General features: G+C 65.0%; 14 protein-coding genes and 1 pseudogene. 6 read left to right on the top strand and 9 right to left on the bottom strand.

Annotation, left to right across the window (positions count from 1 at the left end):
* Nucleotides 1–27: 27 nt before the first annotated feature.
* The 6 genes from A4C63_RS18760 to A4C63_RS18735 are packed head-to-tail and all read right to left on the bottom strand — an operon-like array spanning nucleotide 28 to nucleotide 5,947.
* Nucleotides 28–1,767, bottom strand: coding sequence for an ABC transporter substrate-binding protein (locus A4C63_RS18760; protein ID WP_063914004.1), 1,740 nt, complete (start codon nucleotides 1,765–1,767; stop codon nucleotides 28–30).
* 39 nt (nucleotides 1,768–1,806) lie between these two features.
* Nucleotides 1,807–2,079 carry a DUF2160 domain-containing protein gene (locus A4C63_RS18755; RefSeq protein ID WP_013971877.1) on the bottom strand — a complete coding sequence of 91 codons (273 nt, stop codon included), beginning with the start codon at nucleotides 2,077–2,079 and terminating at the stop codon, nucleotides 1,807–1,809.
* A gap of 12 nt (nucleotides 2,080–2,091) precedes the next feature.
* A complete protein-coding gene (locus tag A4C63_RS18750; protein WP_063914003.1) occupies nucleotides 2,092–2,892 on the bottom strand; it encodes a carbohydrate ABC transporter permease in 801 nt (266 codons plus the stop codon).
* Between the two features lie 3 nt (nucleotides 2,893–2,895).
* The gene (locus tag A4C63_RS18745; protein ID WP_063914002.1) at nucleotides 2,896–3,759 is read right to left on the bottom strand and encodes a carbohydrate ABC transporter permease; all 864 of its coding nucleotides are present in this window, start codon (nucleotides 3,757–3,759) and stop codon (nucleotides 2,896–2,898) included.
* Nucleotides 3,756–4,853 carry an ABC transporter ATP-binding protein gene (locus tag A4C63_RS18740; RefSeq protein ID WP_063914001.1) on the bottom strand — a complete coding sequence of 366 codons (1,098 nt, stop codon included), beginning with the start codon at nucleotides 4,851–4,853 and terminating at the stop codon, nucleotides 3,756–3,758. The genes A4C63_RS18745 and A4C63_RS18740 overlap by 4 nt, the downstream gene beginning before the upstream one ends.
* Nucleotides 4,853–5,947 (bottom strand): ABC transporter ATP-binding protein, encoded by a 1,095-nt coding sequence (locus tag A4C63_RS18735; RefSeq protein WP_063914000.1) that lies wholly within the window; start codon nucleotides 5,945–5,947, stop codon nucleotides 4,853–4,855. Before A4C63_RS18735 ends, A4C63_RS18740 begins: the two co-directional genes overlap by 1 nt.
* 225 nt (nucleotides 5,948–6,172) lie before the next feature.
* On the opposite strand from A4C63_RS18735, the gene A4C63_RS18730 reads away from it, so the two are divergent.
* From A4C63_RS18730 to A4C63_RS18720, 3 genes are all read left to right on the top strand, one after another.
* Entirely contained in the window at nucleotides 6,173–7,921 is a 1,749-nt protein-coding gene (locus A4C63_RS18730; RefSeq protein ID WP_063913999.1) for a sigma-54-dependent Fis family transcriptional regulator, read from the top strand.
* A gap of 182 nt (nucleotides 7,922–8,103) precedes the next feature.
* Entirely contained in the window at nucleotides 8,104–9,168 is a 1,065-nt protein-coding gene (locus tag A4C63_RS18725) for an ornithine cyclodeaminase (protein WP_063913998.1), read from the top strand.
* Between the two features lie 180 nt (nucleotides 9,169–9,348).
* Complete coding sequence (locus A4C63_RS18720; protein WP_063913997.1) at nucleotides 9,349–9,828, top strand: Lrp/AsnC family transcriptional regulator; 480 nt, start codon at nucleotides 9,349–9,351, stop codon at nucleotides 9,826–9,828.
* Between the two features lie 7 nt (nucleotides 9,829–9,835).
* Here the strand turns inward: A4C63_RS18720 and A4C63_RS18715 are convergent, their stop codons facing one another.
* The 3 genes and pseudogenes from A4C63_RS18715 to A4C63_RS27085 form a co-directional block, all read right to left on the bottom strand.
* A complete protein-coding gene (locus tag A4C63_RS18715) occupies nucleotides 9,836–11,524 on the bottom strand; it encodes a bifunctional diguanylate cyclase/phosphodiesterase (protein ID WP_063913996.1) in 1,689 nt (562 codons plus the stop codon).
* 13 nt (nucleotides 11,525–11,537) lie between these two features.
* Complete coding sequence (locus A4C63_RS18710) at nucleotides 11,538–12,584, bottom strand: methyl-accepting chemotaxis protein (RefSeq protein ID WP_370464287.1); 1,047 nt, start codon at nucleotides 12,582–12,584, stop codon at nucleotides 11,538–11,540.
* Nucleotides 12,585–12,821: 237 nt separating this feature from the next.
* Nucleotides 12,822–13,103 (bottom strand): annotated as a pseudogene (locus tag A4C63_RS27085) (PAS domain-containing protein); the annotation flags it as partial.
* Nucleotides 13,104–13,595: 492 nt separating this feature from the next.
* On the opposite strand from A4C63_RS27085, the gene A4C63_RS18700 reads away from it, so the two are divergent.
* The 3 genes from A4C63_RS18700 to A4C63_RS18690 are packed head-to-tail and all read left to right on the top strand — an operon-like array spanning nucleotide 13,596 to nucleotide 16,340.
* The gene (locus A4C63_RS18700) at nucleotides 13,596–14,906 is read left to right on the top strand and encodes a C4-dicarboxylate transporter DctA (RefSeq protein WP_003260726.1); all 1,311 of its coding nucleotides are present in this window, start codon (nucleotides 13,596–13,598) and stop codon (nucleotides 14,904–14,906) included.
* A 44-nt stretch (nucleotides 14,907–14,950) separates the two neighbouring features.
* Complete coding sequence (locus tag A4C63_RS18695; RefSeq protein WP_063913993.1) at nucleotides 14,951–15,655, top strand: FadR/GntR family transcriptional regulator; 705 nt, start codon at nucleotides 14,951–14,953, stop codon at nucleotides 15,653–15,655.
* A 16-nt stretch (nucleotides 15,656–15,671) separates the two neighbouring features.
* Complete coding sequence (locus tag A4C63_RS18690; RefSeq protein ID WP_063913992.1) at nucleotides 15,672–16,340, top strand: GntR family transcriptional regulator; 669 nt, start codon at nucleotides 15,672–15,674, stop codon at nucleotides 16,338–16,340.
* Nucleotides 16,341–16,346 lie beyond the last annotated feature (6 nt).

Raw genomic sequence — 16,346 nt, 5'->3', positions numbered from 1 at the left:
GAAGAGGCCCGCGCGGTATTCAGCCGATCACTTCCTGGCCGCCTCCCACGACTTCAGCAGTTCGCTGTAGCTGACCGTCTCGCCCTTGGGCTTTTCGTTGGCCAGCTTCGGTTTCGGCGCACCGGGCTGGTCGAACCAGTACTGGGCATCCTTCTCCGGGTTCAGCTTCGGTGCGCACGTGGCCTGAGCGTTGGACCGCTGCAAGCGCTCCATCATCCGGTCCTGGTCGCGGGCCAGGCCGTCCAGCGCTTCCTGCGGGGTCTTCTCGCCACTGGCCACTTCGGCGATGTGGCTCCACCACAACTGCGCCAAGCGCGGGTAATCCGGAACGTTGGTACCGGTTGGCGTCCACTGTACCCGCGCCGGGCTGCGGTAGAACTCCACCAGCCCGCCCAGCTTGGGCGCCAGCTCGGTCATGGCCTGGGAGTTGATGTCCGATTCGCGAATCGGCGTGAGGCCAACGATGGTCTTTTTCAGCGACACGGTCTTGGAGGTGACGAACTGGGCGTACAGCCACGCCGCCAGGCGTTGCTTCTCGGGAGTGGACTTGAAGAAGGTCCACGAGCCAGTGTCCTGGTAGCCCAGCTTCATCCCCTCCTCCCAGTACGGCCCCTTCGGCGAAGGCGCCATGCGCCACTTCGGCGTGCCATCGGCATTCACCACCGGCAAACCGGGCTTGGTCATGTCGGCGGTAAACGCGGTGTACCAGAAGATCTGCTGGGCGATATTGCCCTGGGCCGGCACCGGGCCGGCTTCGGAGAAGGTCATGCCCTGGGCCTCCTTGGGCGCATAGGCACGCATCCAGTCCACGTACTTCTGTGTGGCATAGACGGCGGCCGGGCCGTTGGTGTCGCCGCCTCGGGTCACGCTGGAACCCACCGGGTGGCAGTCCTCCACGCGGATGCCCCATTCGTCCACCGGCAAACCATTGGGCAGGCCTTTGTCGCCGCCACCCGCCATCGAGAACCAGGCATCGGTGAAACGCCAACCCAGCGACGGGTCTTTCTTGCCGTAGTCCATGTGGCCATAGACGCGCTTGCCGTCGATTTCCTTGACGTCTTCGGTGAAGAACCTGGCAATGTCCTCGTAGGCTGACCAATTCACCGGTACGCCAAGCTCGTAGCCGTACTTTTCCTTGAACCTGGCCTTCAGCTCGGGCCGTTCGAACCAGTCGGCACGGAACCAGTAGAGGTTGGCGAACTGCTGATCGGGCAGTTGGTAGACCTTGCCATCCGGCGCGGTGGTGAAGGAAATGCCGATGAAGTCCTTCAGGTCCAGGGTCGGCGAGGTGTAGTCCCTGCCTTCGTTGGCCATCAGGTCGGTGATCGATTCCACCTTGCCGTAGCGAAAGTGCGTACCGATCAGGTCGGAGTCGTTGACCCAGCCGTCATAGATGTTCTTGTCCGACTGCATCTGTGTCTGCAGCTTTTCCACCACGTCGCCTTCCTGCAGCAAATCGTGGGTCAGCTGGATACCGGTGATTTCGCTGAAGGCCTTGGCCAGCACCTTGGACTCGTATTCATGGGTGGTGATGGTTTCCGACACCACGTTGATCTTCATGCCACGGAACGGCTCGGCAGCCGTTATGAACCACTTCAACTCGGCCAACTGCTGTTCAGGGGTAAGGGTCGAAGGCTTGAACTCGCTGCCGAGCCACTTCTTGGCCGCGTCCTCGTACTGGTCTGCCCAGGCTGTGCCCTGCACGCTGGCCAGTACCAGCAACGCGGCCAGGGTCAAATGTCGCCTGTTGTACTTGTTGTCGAACATTGTGATCTCCCGTTTCAGTTATCCCACAGGGCCGCTCGCTCAGCCCCAGCGCAGCACCACCACCAGCCACGCCAGCGACAGCAGCGAGGCCACCCACAATGGCCACTCGCTGACGCCAACCACCAGCAAATGCAGGTAGGCGCTGGCCAGCAGGCCGATGAACAAGCGGTCGCCACGGCTGGTGACCAGCGGCAGGAAGCCACGCCGCTCCACGCAGGGGCGGCGCAATTCCAGCAGCGTCATGCCCAGCAGCAGCACGCCGACGGCGGCGAAGAACAGCGCCGTCGGCAAGGTCCAGGCCATCCACTCCATGCCTTGCCCTCCTCACACCCGGCCCAGGGCGAAGCCCTTGGCCACATGGTTGCGCACGAACCAGATCACCAGCATGCCCGGCAAGATGGTCAGTACCCCCGCCGCCGCCAGCACACCCCAATCGATGCCCGAGGCCGACACGGTTCGGGTCATCACCGCGGCGATCGGCTTGGCATTCACCGAGGTCAGGGTGCGCGCCAGCAGCAGCTCGACCCAGGAAAACATGAAACAGAAAAACGCTGTCACGCCGATGCCGGAGCCAATCAGCGGAATGAAGATTTTCGCGAAGAAGCGCGGGAAGCTGTAGCCGTCGATGTAGGCCGTTTCGTCGATTTCCTTCGGCACACCAGACATGAACCCCTCGAGGATCCACACCGCCAGCGGCACATTGAACAGGCAGTGGGCCAGGGCCACGGCGATATGGGTATCGAACAGGCCGATCGACGAATACAGCTGAAAGAAGGGCAGCAGGAACACCGCCGGTGGCGCCATGCGGTTGGTCAGCAGCCAGAAGAACAGGTGCCGATCACCAAGGAAGCGGTAGCGCGAGAAGGCATACGCCGCTGGCAACGCCACCAGCAGCGAAATCAGCGTGTTCAGGCACACGTAGTACAGCGAATTGATGTAGCCGCTGTACCAGCTGGCATCGGTGAAGATCACCCGGTAGTTGTCGAGGGTGAACGCCTGTGGCCACAGGGTCAGGCCGCCGAGGATCTCGGTGTTGCTCTTGAACGACATGTTCAGCAGCCAGTAGATCGGCACCAGTAGGAAAAAGAAGTACAGCAGCAGGGCCAGCGATTTGCGTGTGCTCATGGCCTAGTCCTTGTCGGCATGGGTCATGGCTGTGTAGAACAGCCACGACACCAGCAGGATGATCAGGAAGTACACCAGCGAGAACGCCGCCGCCGGGCCCAGGTCGAACTGCCCGACAGCCATGCGCGTGAGGGTCTGGCTGAGGAAGGTGGTGGCGTTGCCGGGCCCGCCACCGGTCAGCACGAAGGGCTCGGTGTAGATCATGAAGCTGTCCATGAAGCGCAGCATCACCGCGATCAGCAGCACGTTCTTCAGCTTGGGCAACTGGATATGGCGGAACACCGCCCAGGCCGAGGCGCGGTCGATGCGCGCAGCCTGGTAGTACACATCGGGAATGGCGCGCAGCCCTGAGTAACAGAGCAACGCCACCAGCGACGTCCAGTGCCACACATCCATCACCAGCACGGTCAGCCAAGCGTCGAACGGGTCGCCGGCGTAGTTGTAGCTGACCCCGAGTTTGGCCAGGGTGGCGCCGAGCAGGCCGATATCGGCACGGCCGAAAATCTGCCAGATGGTGCCGACCACGTTCCACGGGATCAGTAACGGGATGGCCATGACGATCAGGCACACCGAAGCCATGCGCCCCTTGGTCGGCATGGTCAGGGCAATGGCGATGCCCAGCGGGATCTCGATCAGCAGCACGCAGGCGGAATAGATGAACTGGCGCAGCAGTGCATCGTGCAGCGCCGGGTCGCGCAGCACCTGGCGGTACCAGTCGGCGCCGACGAAGTAGCGGTTGGACTGGTCGAAGATGTCCTGCACCGAGTAGTTGACCACCGTCATCATCGGCACCACCGCACTGAATGCCACCAGCAGGAACACCGGCAGCACCAGCCACCAGGCCTTGTTGTTCGGCACCTTGTTCATGGCCCGGCCTCCAGCAGCACATCGTCCAGGTACAGCATCAGCCACTGCGCCGGCAGGCTGACCCAGGCCTGGTCCACCGGCAGCGGGCGGTCCTCGCCCAGGCGCGCCTTGAGCGCGACACCGCCCAGTTCAAGGGTGACGATGCGATAGGTGCCCAGGTCCTCGATGTCCAGCACCCGTGCCGGGTAGGCGTCATCGAACGGGCTGTCCCACAGCTGCACGAATTCCGGGCGGATGCCCACCTGCAGGCGCCCGCCCGCCGTCGCTGCCAGGCGCTCGCGCAAGCCGTCGGGCAGCTCCAGGTGAATATCGCCGAACACCACCCCGTCCGCTTCGGCGCGCACCTCGATCAGGTTCATCCCCGGGCTGCCAATGAAGTAACCGACGAAGGTATGCCGCGGGCGCTCGAACAGTTCGCGCGGGGTACCGAACTGGACAATGCGCCCGCCATGCATCACCGCGATCTTGTCGGCGAACGTCGAGGCCTCCAACTGGTCGTGGGTGACGTAGATCATGGTGATGTTGAACTGCTCGTGGATCTGCTTGAGCTTGCGCCGCAGCTTCCACTTCAGGTGCGGGTCGATCACCGTCAGCGGCTCGTCGAACAGGATCGCCGACACGTCATCGCGCACCAGGCCACGGCCCATGGAGACCTTCTGCTTTTCGTCGGCACTGAGGTTGCGCGCCTTCTTGCGCAACACGGCCGACAGGTCGAGCACCTCGGCAATCTCCTCCACCCGGGCCTGCACCCGGGCTTCGTCCAGCCCCTGGTTGCGCAAGGGAAACGCCAGGTTGTCGAACACCGTCATGGTGTCGTACACCACCGGGAACTGGAACACCTGGGCGATGTTGCGCGCCTGCGGTGACAGCTGGTTGACCGGCTTGCCGTCGAACAGCACCTCGCCGTGGGACGGTGTCAGCAGCCCGGAAATGATGTTGAGCAAGGTCGACTTGCCGCAACCCGACGGCCCGAGCAAGGCGTAGGCACCGCCCTGCTCCCACACATGCTCCAGCGCGTGCAGGGCGTAGTCCGCCTCGCTGGCGGGCTGGCGGCTGTAGCTGTGCGCCAGTTGGCGCAGGCGAATTTCGGCCATCACCCTCTCCTTGCCTGGCGCAGCCCCGGGGCCTGCACCAGCGCCCCGGCGCTGTCGAACACGAACAGCTTGTGGGTGGGGATGAACACACGGATCGGCGTATCCACCTGGTATTCGTGCACCCCTGGCAGGTGCAGGATCATGCGCCAGTGTTCGTTGCGCACATGCAGGAAGGTTTCTGAACCACTGATCTCGGCCAGCTCCACCAGCACCGACAACTCCAGGTCGTCGTCGTGGGCCGGCACCAGGCTGATGTGGCTGGGCCGTACGCCAAAGCGGTAGTCACCCTCGGCAAGCGGCCGCAAGTCGGCATTGCGGGCAAAGTGCACGGCCTGGGCCAGGCTCACATCGTTGCCGCTGATACGGCCAGGCACCAGGTTGATCGGTGGTTCGGAAAACAGCTCGGCAGCCAGCACGCTGCCCGGGCGCTGGTAGACCTCGGCAGTAGGCCCGCTCTGGACGATACGGCCCTCATGTACCAGGGTGGTGGTGCCGCCCAGTGCCAGCGCCTCGTTGGGCTCGGTGGTGGCATACACGGCAATGCAGTGGCGCGCCGCGAACAGTTCGCGCAGCTCCTGGCGCAGGCCCTCGCGCAGCTTGTAGTCGAGGTTGACCAGTGGCTCGTCGAACAGGATCAGCGAGGCATCCTTGACCAGCGCCCGAGCCATCGCCGTGCGTTGCTGCTGGCCACCGGACAGCTCCAGCGGCAGGCGCTGCAGGTAGGCTTCGATGCGCAGCATCTCGGCAGTTTCCTGCACCCGCCGGCGAATCTCGGGCTCGGCCATGCGCGCCTGGCGCAGCGGTGACGCAATATTCTCGTACACGCTGAGGGTCGGGTAATTGATGAACTGCTGATACACCATCGACACATTGCGCTGGCGCACCGGCACACCCGTCACGTCCTGGCCATCCATCAGCACCCGCCCCCGGTCCGGGCGGTCGAGCCCGGCCATCAGGCGCATCAGGCTGGTCTTGCCGGCCAGGGTGCGGCCCAGCAGCACGTTGAACGAGCCGGGCTCGAAACGCAGTGAGGCATCGACGATCCAGGCCTGGTTGTCGACGCTGCGGCTGACCTGTTCCAGCACCAGAGACATGGCGTGGCCTTCTTGTGGTTATTGTCTGCCGGGTACAGCCAGTTCCGTGCCAGTTGCACCGCGACCGTCTGGCCCGGGGCCTGGCAGGCAAGCCCTGGCCAATCGCAGGTTCACAAGTGAACACAAGCACTGAACAACTGAACACTTGCCGGTTTGACATTGAACAACCGTGCACAACACTGAACAGCGGTCGGCCCCATGACAACAATCACACAGGACAGGCCCATGGCCGCATCCGCTTCGCCCCATGCCCAACTGATCCAGGCCTCCTGGGCCCGCTGCCGCGACCACGGCCTGCAACCCCAGCACGCCCCGGACTTCGACTGCCTGACCCGCGCCGAGCTGAGCGCCCTGCTGGAGCGGCGCCAGGCCCTGCTGCGCCTGACCCGCGAAGCGGTGCTGCCGCAATATGCGCACCTGCTGGGCAATGCCAGTTACCTGGTGATGCTGGCCGATGCCAGCGGCTGCCTGCTCGACAGCTGGGGCTCGCGGCGTTTCATCGAGCCGCGCCAGCAGCATGGCTTCAGCGCGGGTGCCCACTGGCACGAGCGCGGTGTCGGCACCAATGCTCTTGGCACCGCGCTGGTCTGCGCCGAGGCGATCCACGTTGGCCAGGACGAGCATTTCCTGCGCCAGAACCGCTATATGTCCAGCGCCGCCGCGCCGCTGTTCGACGCCGCGCGGCAACTGGTCGGGGTGCTCGACGTAGCCAGCGACGGCTATCTGCCCGCCAGCCAGACACTGGGCTTGGTGCGCATGATGAGCCAGAGCCTGGAGAACCGCCTGATCCTTGCCGAGCATGCCGACCAGCACCCGCAACTGATCTTCAACAGCGCCTGCGACAATCTCGACAGCCCGTGGGCCGGCCTGCTGGTGTTCGATGAGCACGGGCAGGTGCTGGCCGCCAATCACCGCGCCGACAGCCTGCTCGGCGGCAACCCGGTAAGGCAGAATATCGAGCAACTGTTCCAGCTGCCCCTGCAAGCGCTGCTCAGCCATCCCCGGCAACAGCCCTTCGCCCTGCAAGCCACCGGGCGCAACCGCTTTCATTGCCAGTGGCAGCCGCCGCGCGAGGCCCCTGGCCGCCCCGCCGCCAGCAGCGCTGAGCCACGCCTGGATAAGGCGCTGGCACAGGCCGGCCTGCTGTTGGAAAAGGACATCCCGGTGCTGGTGCAGGGTGAAACCGGCGTGGGCAAGGAAGTATTCGTCGACACCCTGCACCGGGCCAGCAGCCGCGCCAGTCAGCCGCTGGTCGCGGTCAACTGCGCGGCGATCCCGGCCGAGCTGGTGGAGTCGGAGCTGTTCGGCTACGACAAGGGCGCGTTCACCGGCGCCCACCAAAAGGGCAACCCGGGGCTGATCCGCAAGGCCCACCACGGCATCCTGTTCCTCGATGAAATCGGTGACATGCCCTTGCCCACCCAGGCCCGCCTGCTGCGCGTGCTGCAGTCGCGCAGCATCCAGCCATTGGGCAGCGGCGAACCGGTGGCGGTGGATATCCGCGTGGTGTCGGCGAGCAACCGTGACCTGGCCGAAGAGGTGCGCGCCGGGCGCTTTCGCCAGGACCTGTATTACCGCATCGCCGGGCTGGCGGTGGTGTTGCCGCCGCTGCGCGAGCGCAGTGACCGCCGGCAGCTGATCGAGCAGGTGCATGCGCGCTACCGCGAACCCGGGCAGCCCGCGCGGCTGCCTGCGGCCATTATCGAGCTTTTCGATCAGCACCCCTGGCCAGGTAATGTGCGCGAACTGGTGAGTGTGCTGCAGGTGGCACTGGCCTTGGCGGGTAATGGGCCGGTCGGCCTGGAACACTTGCCTGCGGGTTTTCTCGCCGAGTCGCAAGTGCCTGTGCCGGTCGCGACCGAAGAGGCAGACCTGCACGCGCTGGTGGAGCAGGCCAACGGCAACCTGTCGGCGGTGGCACGCGGGCTTGGGATCAGCCGCACCACGCTGTACAAGCGGTTGCGTGAGCGATGATTGCCTTGGCCTGTGCCGGCCTCATCGCCGGTACAGGCACCCACAGCCGATTCGGCTGCCAGCGCAGCGAAATCAGCCAAAGCCGCTGCCGCCAAAGCCCATTACAGCCAGCTTTACCTCCCCTCCCGCCGCACAATTAAACCAGAGCCCACTCTGGAAGCGTCGCCGCAGGGAGACCCCTCATGACCCGCTATATCGATGTGCAAGACCTGGCCCGACTGGTCAACCGCAAAGGCCTGCCCACGTGCCTGCTGGAAATGGCCGAGTATATCCGCCAGGACTACCAGCGCTGGCCCGCCTTCGAAAAATGCGCCCGGGTGGCCAACCATTCAATGGACGGCGTAATCGAGCTGATGCCGGTCTCGGATGCCAGCCTTTACGCCTTCAAGTACGTCAACGGCCATCCGAAGAACACCCGCCATGGCCTGCCCACGGTGATGGCCTTCGGCGCCCTGGCCAGCGTCGATACCGGTGCACCGCTGCTGCTCAGCGAAATGACCCTGACCACCGCCATCCGCACCGCGGCCACCTCGGCCTTGGCCGCCCGCTACCTGGCGCGTGAAGACAGCCGCAGCATGGCGTTGATCGGCAACGGCTCGCAGAGCGAGTTCCAGGCCATCGCCTTCAATGCCCTGCTGGGCATCGATGAAATCCGCCTGTACGACATCGACCCGGCCGCCTCGGCCAAGCTGGTCGCCAACCTGGCCAATCGCCCCGGCCTCAAAGTGAGCATCGCCAGCTCCGTGGCCGAAGCGGTGCGCGGGGCCGATATCGTCACCACGGTGACCGCCGACAAGGCCTACGCCACCATCCTCACCCCGGAGATGATCGAACCGGGCATGCACCTGAACGCCGTGGGCGGTGACTGCCCGGGCAAGACCGAGCTGCACCGGGCGATTGTCGAACGGGCCCGGGTGATCGTCGAGTACGAGCCGCAGAGCCGGGTGGAGGGCGAGATCCAGCAGATGCCGGCGGACTCGCCAGTGACCGAGTTCTGGCGGGTGGTTGCCGGGGAAGCCAAGGGCCGTGAGAGCGCCGAACAGGTGACGCTGTTCGACTCGGTGGGGTTTGCCCTGGAGGATTACTCGGCGTTGCGCTATGTGCTGGATACTGCGCAGGCGCTGGGTATCGGCACGGATATCGGGCTGGTGCCGGTGCTGGAGGATCCGAAGGATTTGTTTGGGTTGTTGCAGCCGCGGGTGGTGGAATTGCGGGCGGTAGACAAGGCTGACTCCATCTGCGCCTGATAGACCTTGGGGCCGCTGCGCAGCCCTTTCGCGACACAAGGCCGCGCCCACAAAAGGCCGCCGCCATCCTGAAGGTTGCGCGATCCCTGTGGGAGCGGCCTTGTGTCGCGATGGGCCGCGCAGCGGCCCCCTTTACCGCCTAACCTTTCCCATGCCCTTTTCTGAACGAAGCCCAAGCGCATGGACACCAAGGACGCCAACGCCCAGCCCCTCGATCGCATCGACGAAGCGATCATCGACATCCTGCGCCACGACGGCCGCATCACCTTCGAAAAACTCTCCAGCCTTGTCCACCTTACCCCGCGCCCCTGCCTGGAGCGTGTACGCAAGCTGGAGCGCCGTGGCGTGATCCGCGGCTACGGGGCGATCATCGACCTGCAGAAGGTTGCGCCCGGGGTGTCGCTGCTGGTGCTGGTCGCCCTGTCCAACCAAAGTGGGCGGGCCGCGCAGAGGGCCTTCGAAGCCACCCTGCGCAACTGCCCGGAAGTGCACGAATGTCAGCTGATCAGCGGCCACTTCGACTACAGCCTGCGCCTGCGCTGCCGCGACATGGAACACTACCGGCTACTCAGCGAAAGCTGGATGAACGACGACACCCTGCACATCGACAAGCTGGTGGCGCACCCGGTGCTGGCCGAGGTCAAACCAATGGCCCGCTGACGCGCTTTCAAGGGTCGCGCCATTGCGCCGGCTGCCGATAGGCCTGCGCCCAGGCTTGCACCGCACTGGCCGGCATCGGCCGGGCGATGCAGTAACCCTGCGCCAGCTCGCAGCCCAGGCCCATCAGCACCCGGCCGTGCTCGACGCTCTCCAGCCCTTCGGCAATCACCTCACGGCCAAACGCCCGCGCCAGGCCGATCACTGCCCTGGTCAGCGCCAGGTCGTCCTGGTCATGCAGGATGTCGCGCACGAACGACTGGTCGATCTTGATCGTCTGGGTCGGCAAGCGCTTCAGATAACTCAGCGACGAATAGCCGGTGCCGAAGTCGTCCAGGGAGAAACGCACACCCTGCGCGCGGCAGGCATCGAGGCAGCGGCTGACATGCTGCAGGTTGTCGATGGCCACCGACTCGACGATTTCCAGGTCCAGCCGCGCCGGGTCCACCTCCGGGTGCGCCGCCAGCAACTGCTGCAGGCGTTCGGCAAAGTCACTGCGCTGCAAATGCCGCGCGGCGATATTCACGCTCAGTGACCAGGGCCGCCCCTGGCGCTGCCACACCTGTAGCTGGTTCAGCGCCTGGACGAGCACCCACTCGCCGATTTCCACGATCAGGTCGGTCTGCTCCACCCAAGGCAGGAAATCGCCAGGCGGTACCAGGCCACGGCCTGGCCGCTGCCAGCGCAACAAGCCCTCGAAACCCAGCACCTGGCCGCTGCGCAAGTTGACCTTGGGCTGGTAATACAGGCACAGCTCGCCGTTGTGCAGGGCCCGGCGCACCCGCGCCACGGTCTGATGGGTAGCCTTGAGCTCCTGTTCCTGGGACACGTCGAACAGGTGATAGCGGTTGCGCCCACGCTGCTTGGCAACGTACATGGCCTGGTCGGCATGGCGCACCAAGGTGTCGGCGTCCTCGTCGTCCTGCGGGTACAGGGTCACGCCAATACTGGCGCTAAGCGACAGGCGGTGCTCGCGCACCACATAGGGCGCCGCCAGTGCCTGCAGCACCCGACGCAGCGCCGCATGCAGCTGGCGGTCTTCGTCGACGTCGCGCAGGATCAGCACGAACTCGTCTCCCGAGAGCCGGGCCACCGCGTCGCCACCGCGCAGTATGTGCTTCAGCCGCTGCGCCACCTCGACCAGCAGCAGGTCGCCAATGGCATGCCCGTAGCCGTCGTTGACCGCCTTGAAGCCATCCAGGTCGAGCATGCACACCGCCAGCGGAATGTCTTCACGGCGCGAGTAGGCCAGGGCCTGGTTCAGCAGGTCGGACAGGTAAGCGCGGTTGGGCAGGCCGGTGAGCACGTCGTGGCCCACCCGCCATTGCAAGGCATGCAGCAGCTGGCGCTTCTCGGTGACGTCGAAACGGATCGACACGTACTTGCGCACCAGGCCGGTAAGCGGGTCGACCAGCGGCACCATGGTGCTGTCGACCCAGTACAGCGAGCCATCCTTGGCGCGGTTGCAGATCTCGCCCTTCCATACCCGGCCGGCGGCCAACGCCCGCCACATGCCGACGAAGAACTCCGGCTCGTGCAGGCCGGAGTTGAGGATGCGGTGGTTGGCGCCCAGCAGCTCCTCGTGGCTGTAGCCCGAGATGCTGCAGAACTGCTGGTTGACGTAGGTGATGGTCCCACGCAGGTCGGTTTCGGAAAAAATCGCGGCCGCGTCCACGGCCGCACGATAGATGTCATCCATAAAGCATCCTGCCTTAGCGGTTGAAGCGCTCCACAAGGGCGCGCAATCCGGCGCACACCTCTTCCAGTTCGGCGCCACGCGAAGCGGCAGCGTTGGCGCTGTGGGCGCTGTGCTGGGCAATGCCGGCCACGCCATTGATCTGCCGTGAAACGTCTGCGGCCACTGCCGACTGCTGCTGCGAGGCCGTGGCCATCTGCTGGCTCATGTCGCTGATGCGCTGCACCGCGTCACGAATGCCATGCAGCGCCTGCCGGGCTTCCTGCACCTGGGCAACGCCCTGCTCGGCACCGTCGATGCCCTGGCTGGCGATCGCCACGGCTTCCTCGGCGCCACTGCGCAGGGCATCGATGATGGCCTGGATGTGCAAGGTAGACTGCCGGGTCTTGTCGGCCAGTGCCCGCACTTCGTCGGCGACCACGGCAAAGCCGCGGCCCTGCTCGCCCGCACGGGCCGCTTCAATGGCTGCGTTGAGGGCCAGCAGGTTGGTCTGCTCGGCAATGCCGCGGATCATCCCGGTGGCCTCGGCGATTGCACCGGTCTGACCAGCCAGGTGGCTGACCGCCTGGTTGATCTGGGCCACGGTACCGGCCAGGGTGCGAATCGCCGCGCCACTGGCATCGGCCACCTGGCTGCCCTGCTCGGCCAGCAGATGCGCGGTGTGGGCCTCGGCGGCAGTCAGCTGCACATGCCTGGCCACTTCACCGATGGACGCTGCCATCTGGTTCATGGCGGTGGCGCTCAGGTCGGTTTCCGCACGCTGCTCCAGCAAGGCCGACTCGGTACTGCGGGACAACTGCCCGGCATCATGGGCGGCCACGGCCATTTGCGCCGCGAGGTCGCTCAACCGGGTCAGCGCGGTTTTCAGCCGTGCCTCCTCACTGATCAGCATCAGTTGCAGTTGCCCGGCGGCACCGGGCAGGTCGCTGTAGGTCAAGGCCGCGATCGGGTCGGCGAAAGTGCCGGCGGCCCCCTGCACAACCTGCTGCATCTGCCGCCCGACGGCATCGCGCGCCCACAGGCCATAGGCCACGAACAGCCCTACGGTCAGCCCCTGCCCCACCAGGCCTGGCCACAGCTGGTTGGCGCCAAGCGCCAGCAGCCCGCTCGCCAGCGGCAGGGCCAGGGCCTGTGCCAGCAACGTCAGCCGACGTGGCCACGACAACACCGCCTGGCCATTGCGCAAGCGCGCATACAGGGCCTCGGCACGGGCCACCTGCTCACGCGTGGGGCAGACCCGCACCGACTCATAGCCAACCACCCGCCCGGCTTCGAGGATGGGTGTGACATAGGCATTGACCCAGTAGTAGTCGCCGTTGCGGCAGCGGTTCTTGACGATGCCCATCCAGCTCTTGCCGGCCTTCAGGTAGCGCCACATCAACGCGTACACCGCTGGCGGCATGTCCGGGTGGCGCACCAGGTTGTGCGGGCTGCCGATCAGTTCGGCCTCGCTGTACCCGCTGATGGCGGCGAATTCGGGGTTGCAGTAAGTGATCAGGCTGGCGGTGTCGGTAGCGGAAATCAGCCGTTGATCAGGTGGGAAACGTTGCTCGACCGGGGTGACCGGAAGGTTGAGACGCACAATGAGACTCCATTCATTTAAACGCCAGGAGCCTGCTCGCGGGCGATTACCAGGATGAATACCCCATAATCGGCCCTTTAGTGACTTCCCGGTCGGGCGCGGATTCTACGAGGTCAGCCACATAATGCAAATAAACCTTACGAATCATAGCGTTATCAAAAATTTTGAAGTCGGCGTGGCGCTTGGCAAGCTGATTGCAGCTGTGCACAGGCACTGGCCAAAGCCTGATCTGATTCATGTGCGCAGTCCCTGTGGGATCGGCGGTTCGCCTGCGAACTGCCGATCCAACCCCATGCACCGAACCAGAGCCCGGCAGGCCGGATTGCCCCATAACTGGTCAGACCGGTAAGGCCAAAAATCCTTGCAATGTAGGATTTTTCGCGCTTTCATGGCTTCGCGCTGAACAAACCGGTAAGACCACAATAATTAAGTCCTGCGCTCTTTCGCCCCGTGCGGCTACCGAAGCAAGGACACCGATCAGAGATCCCTCCCATGCTCAAATGGTGCTCGCGTTCGATCTTCCTGCAAGTCGTGCTCGGCCTTGCCCTCGGCATCGCCTGCGGTCTCAGCTTCCCCGACCTCTCCCTGCAACTCAAACCCCTTGGCGACGGTTTCATCAAGCTGATCAAGATGCTCATCGGCCTGATCGTGTTCTGCGTGGTGGTCAGCGGCATCTCGGGCGCCGGAGACCTGAAAAAGGTCGGGCGCATCGGCCTGAAGTCGGTGATCTACTTCGAAGTGCTGACCACCCTGGCACTGGTGATCGGCCTGGTGTTCGCCTTCACCAGCGGCATCGGCAGCGGCGCCAACATCCACCTGGACCAACTGTCCAGCGCCGACGCCAGCAGCCTGGCCGAGCGCGGCCAGCACATCCATGGCGCGACGGCGTTCTTCATGGACCTGATCCCCACCTCGGTGATCGGCGCCTTCGCCGACAACAACATTCTCCAGGTGCTGCTGTTCTCGGTACTGTTCGGCAGCGCGCTGAACCTGGTGGGCGACTCCGCAGCCGGCATCTCGCGGCTGATCAACGAACTGAGCCACGTGATCTTCCGCATCATGGGCATGATCGTGCGCCTGGCCCCCATCGGCGTGTTCGGCGCCATCGCCTTCACCACCAGCAAGTACGGCCTGGAATCGCTGCAACACCTGGGCGGGCTGGTGGCGCTGTTCTACCTGACTTGCGCCGGCTTCGTACTGATCGTGCTGGGCACGGTCATGCGCCTGTCGGGCCTGAAGCTGCTGCCGCTGATCAAGTACCTGCGTGAAGAGCTGACCATCGTGCTGGGCACCGCCTCGTCCGACGCCGTACTGCCACAGATCATGCGCAAGCTGGAGCACCTGGGCATCGGCAGTTCCACCGTCGGCCTGGTGATCCCCACCGGCTATTCGTTCAACCTCGATGGCTTCTCCATCTACCTGACCCTGGCCATCGTGTTCATTGCCAACGCCACCGGCACGCCACTGGCAATGACCGACCTGCTGACCATCCTGCTGGTGTCGCTGGTGACTTCCAAGGGCGCTCACGGCATCCCAGGCTCGGCGCTGGTGATCCTCGCTGCTACCCTGACCGCCGTGCCGGCGATCCCGGTGGTCGGCCTGGTACTGGTATTGGCGGTGGACTGGTTCATGGGCATCGGCCGGGCGCTGACCAACCTGATCGGCAACTGCGTGGCCACCGTGGCCATCGCCCGTTGGGAGAAGGACATCGACCTGGAGCGTGCGCACAACGTGCTCGATGGCAAGCCCGGCTTCGCCCCCACGCCACGCAAGCAGCCCAACCCCCATCAACAGGAATTCTGAGCGAACGTGGCCGGCACTGATGCCGGCCCTTCCAGGAGCGAACCGTGATCAGCTCATCGACCGTCGTCAACTCAGTGGTGGAAAAACTGCGCCAGGCCCTCGCCCGCGGCCAATGGCGTACCGGCGACATGCTGCCAGGCCAGCGCGAGCTGGCTGAACAACTGGGCATCAGCCGCCCCAGCCTGCGCGAAGCGGTGACCGTGCTGGAAACCCTGGGCCTGGTGCGCTCGCTGCCGGGCAAGGGCGTGCTGGTGCTGGATGCCGACGCTGCCGCCCAGGAACCGGGCCTGGACACCAGCACCGCAGCCAGCCTGGCCGACGTGCTGGAGCTGCGCTACACCCTTGAACCCTTCATCGTCGGCCTGGTGGCGCAGTCGGCCAACAGCCAGGACATCGGCCAGCTGCGCCTGACCCTGATGGACATGCGTGAAGCGCTGGAGGCCGATGACAGCGAAGCCGGAGTCAGGGCCTACATCGCCTTCCATGAAGCGCTGTTCGCCCTGACCACCAACCCGATCTTCCAGAGCGTGGTGCAACAGACCGGCAATGCCCTCAAGCAGAGCGCCGGCATGTTGCGCAATTCGCCAGAGCACCTGGCCGCACGGCTGAAGGAAAACGAAGCGGTGGTGCGCGCCATACGTGAACGCAGTAGCGCCCAGGCCAGTGCCCAGATGCGCCAGCACATCCTGGCCGAAGGGCTGCGCATGGGCATCCCGTTGAACATCCCGGACGAACACCCGCATCCATGACCCCAGGAGAGCGACCATGAACGCCGCCCCCCACTTGCCAGCCCTGCTCGCGGCCGGCGAAACCCGCCTGTCGGCCGAGCAGATCTACCCGCGGCTGTTCGATGCCATCCTCGAACAGCGCCTGCCACCTGGCAGCCTGTTGCCCGAACAGGCGCTGGGCCATGCCTTTGGTGTCAGCCGTACAGTGATCCGCCGCGTGCTCGGGCGCCTGTCCGACCAGCAGGTGGTGGTGCAGCGCCCCAGCCACACTGCGCATTTGGCCGCGCCCGACCCGGAGCAGGCACGCCAGGTGCTCAGCGCCCGGCGCCTGGCCGAAACCACGCTGATCACCCTGGCCGCGCAACGCGCCCGACCGGTGCAGATTCGCCAACTGCGGCAACTGGTGGAACGCGAGCGCCAGCACCATGAAAACGGCGAGCGTTGTGCGGCGATCCGCCTGGGCGGCGAGTTTCACCTGAAACTGGCGCAGGTGGCCGCCAATGCGCCACTGGCGCGATTTCTCAATGGCCTGGTGCCGATGACCTCGCTGATCATCGCCCGCTACGAGTCGCCGTGCTGCGACCACTGCGCGTGGGAGGAACATGCGGCGATCATCGATGCCGTGGAGCACGGTGATGCCGAGGCGGCGCTGGGGCTGATGCACAAGCACCTCGACCGCCTGGAAGAAAAGCTCGACCTGGATTGACCCGGG

This window comes from Pseudomonas sp. p21, assembly GCF_001642705.1.
GTDB lineage: Bacteria > Pseudomonadota > Gammaproteobacteria > Pseudomonadales > Pseudomonadaceae > Aquipseudomonas.
The sequence above is the reverse complement of the archived record's forward strand: the minus strand, read 5'-3'. Positions and strand labels throughout refer to the sequence as shown.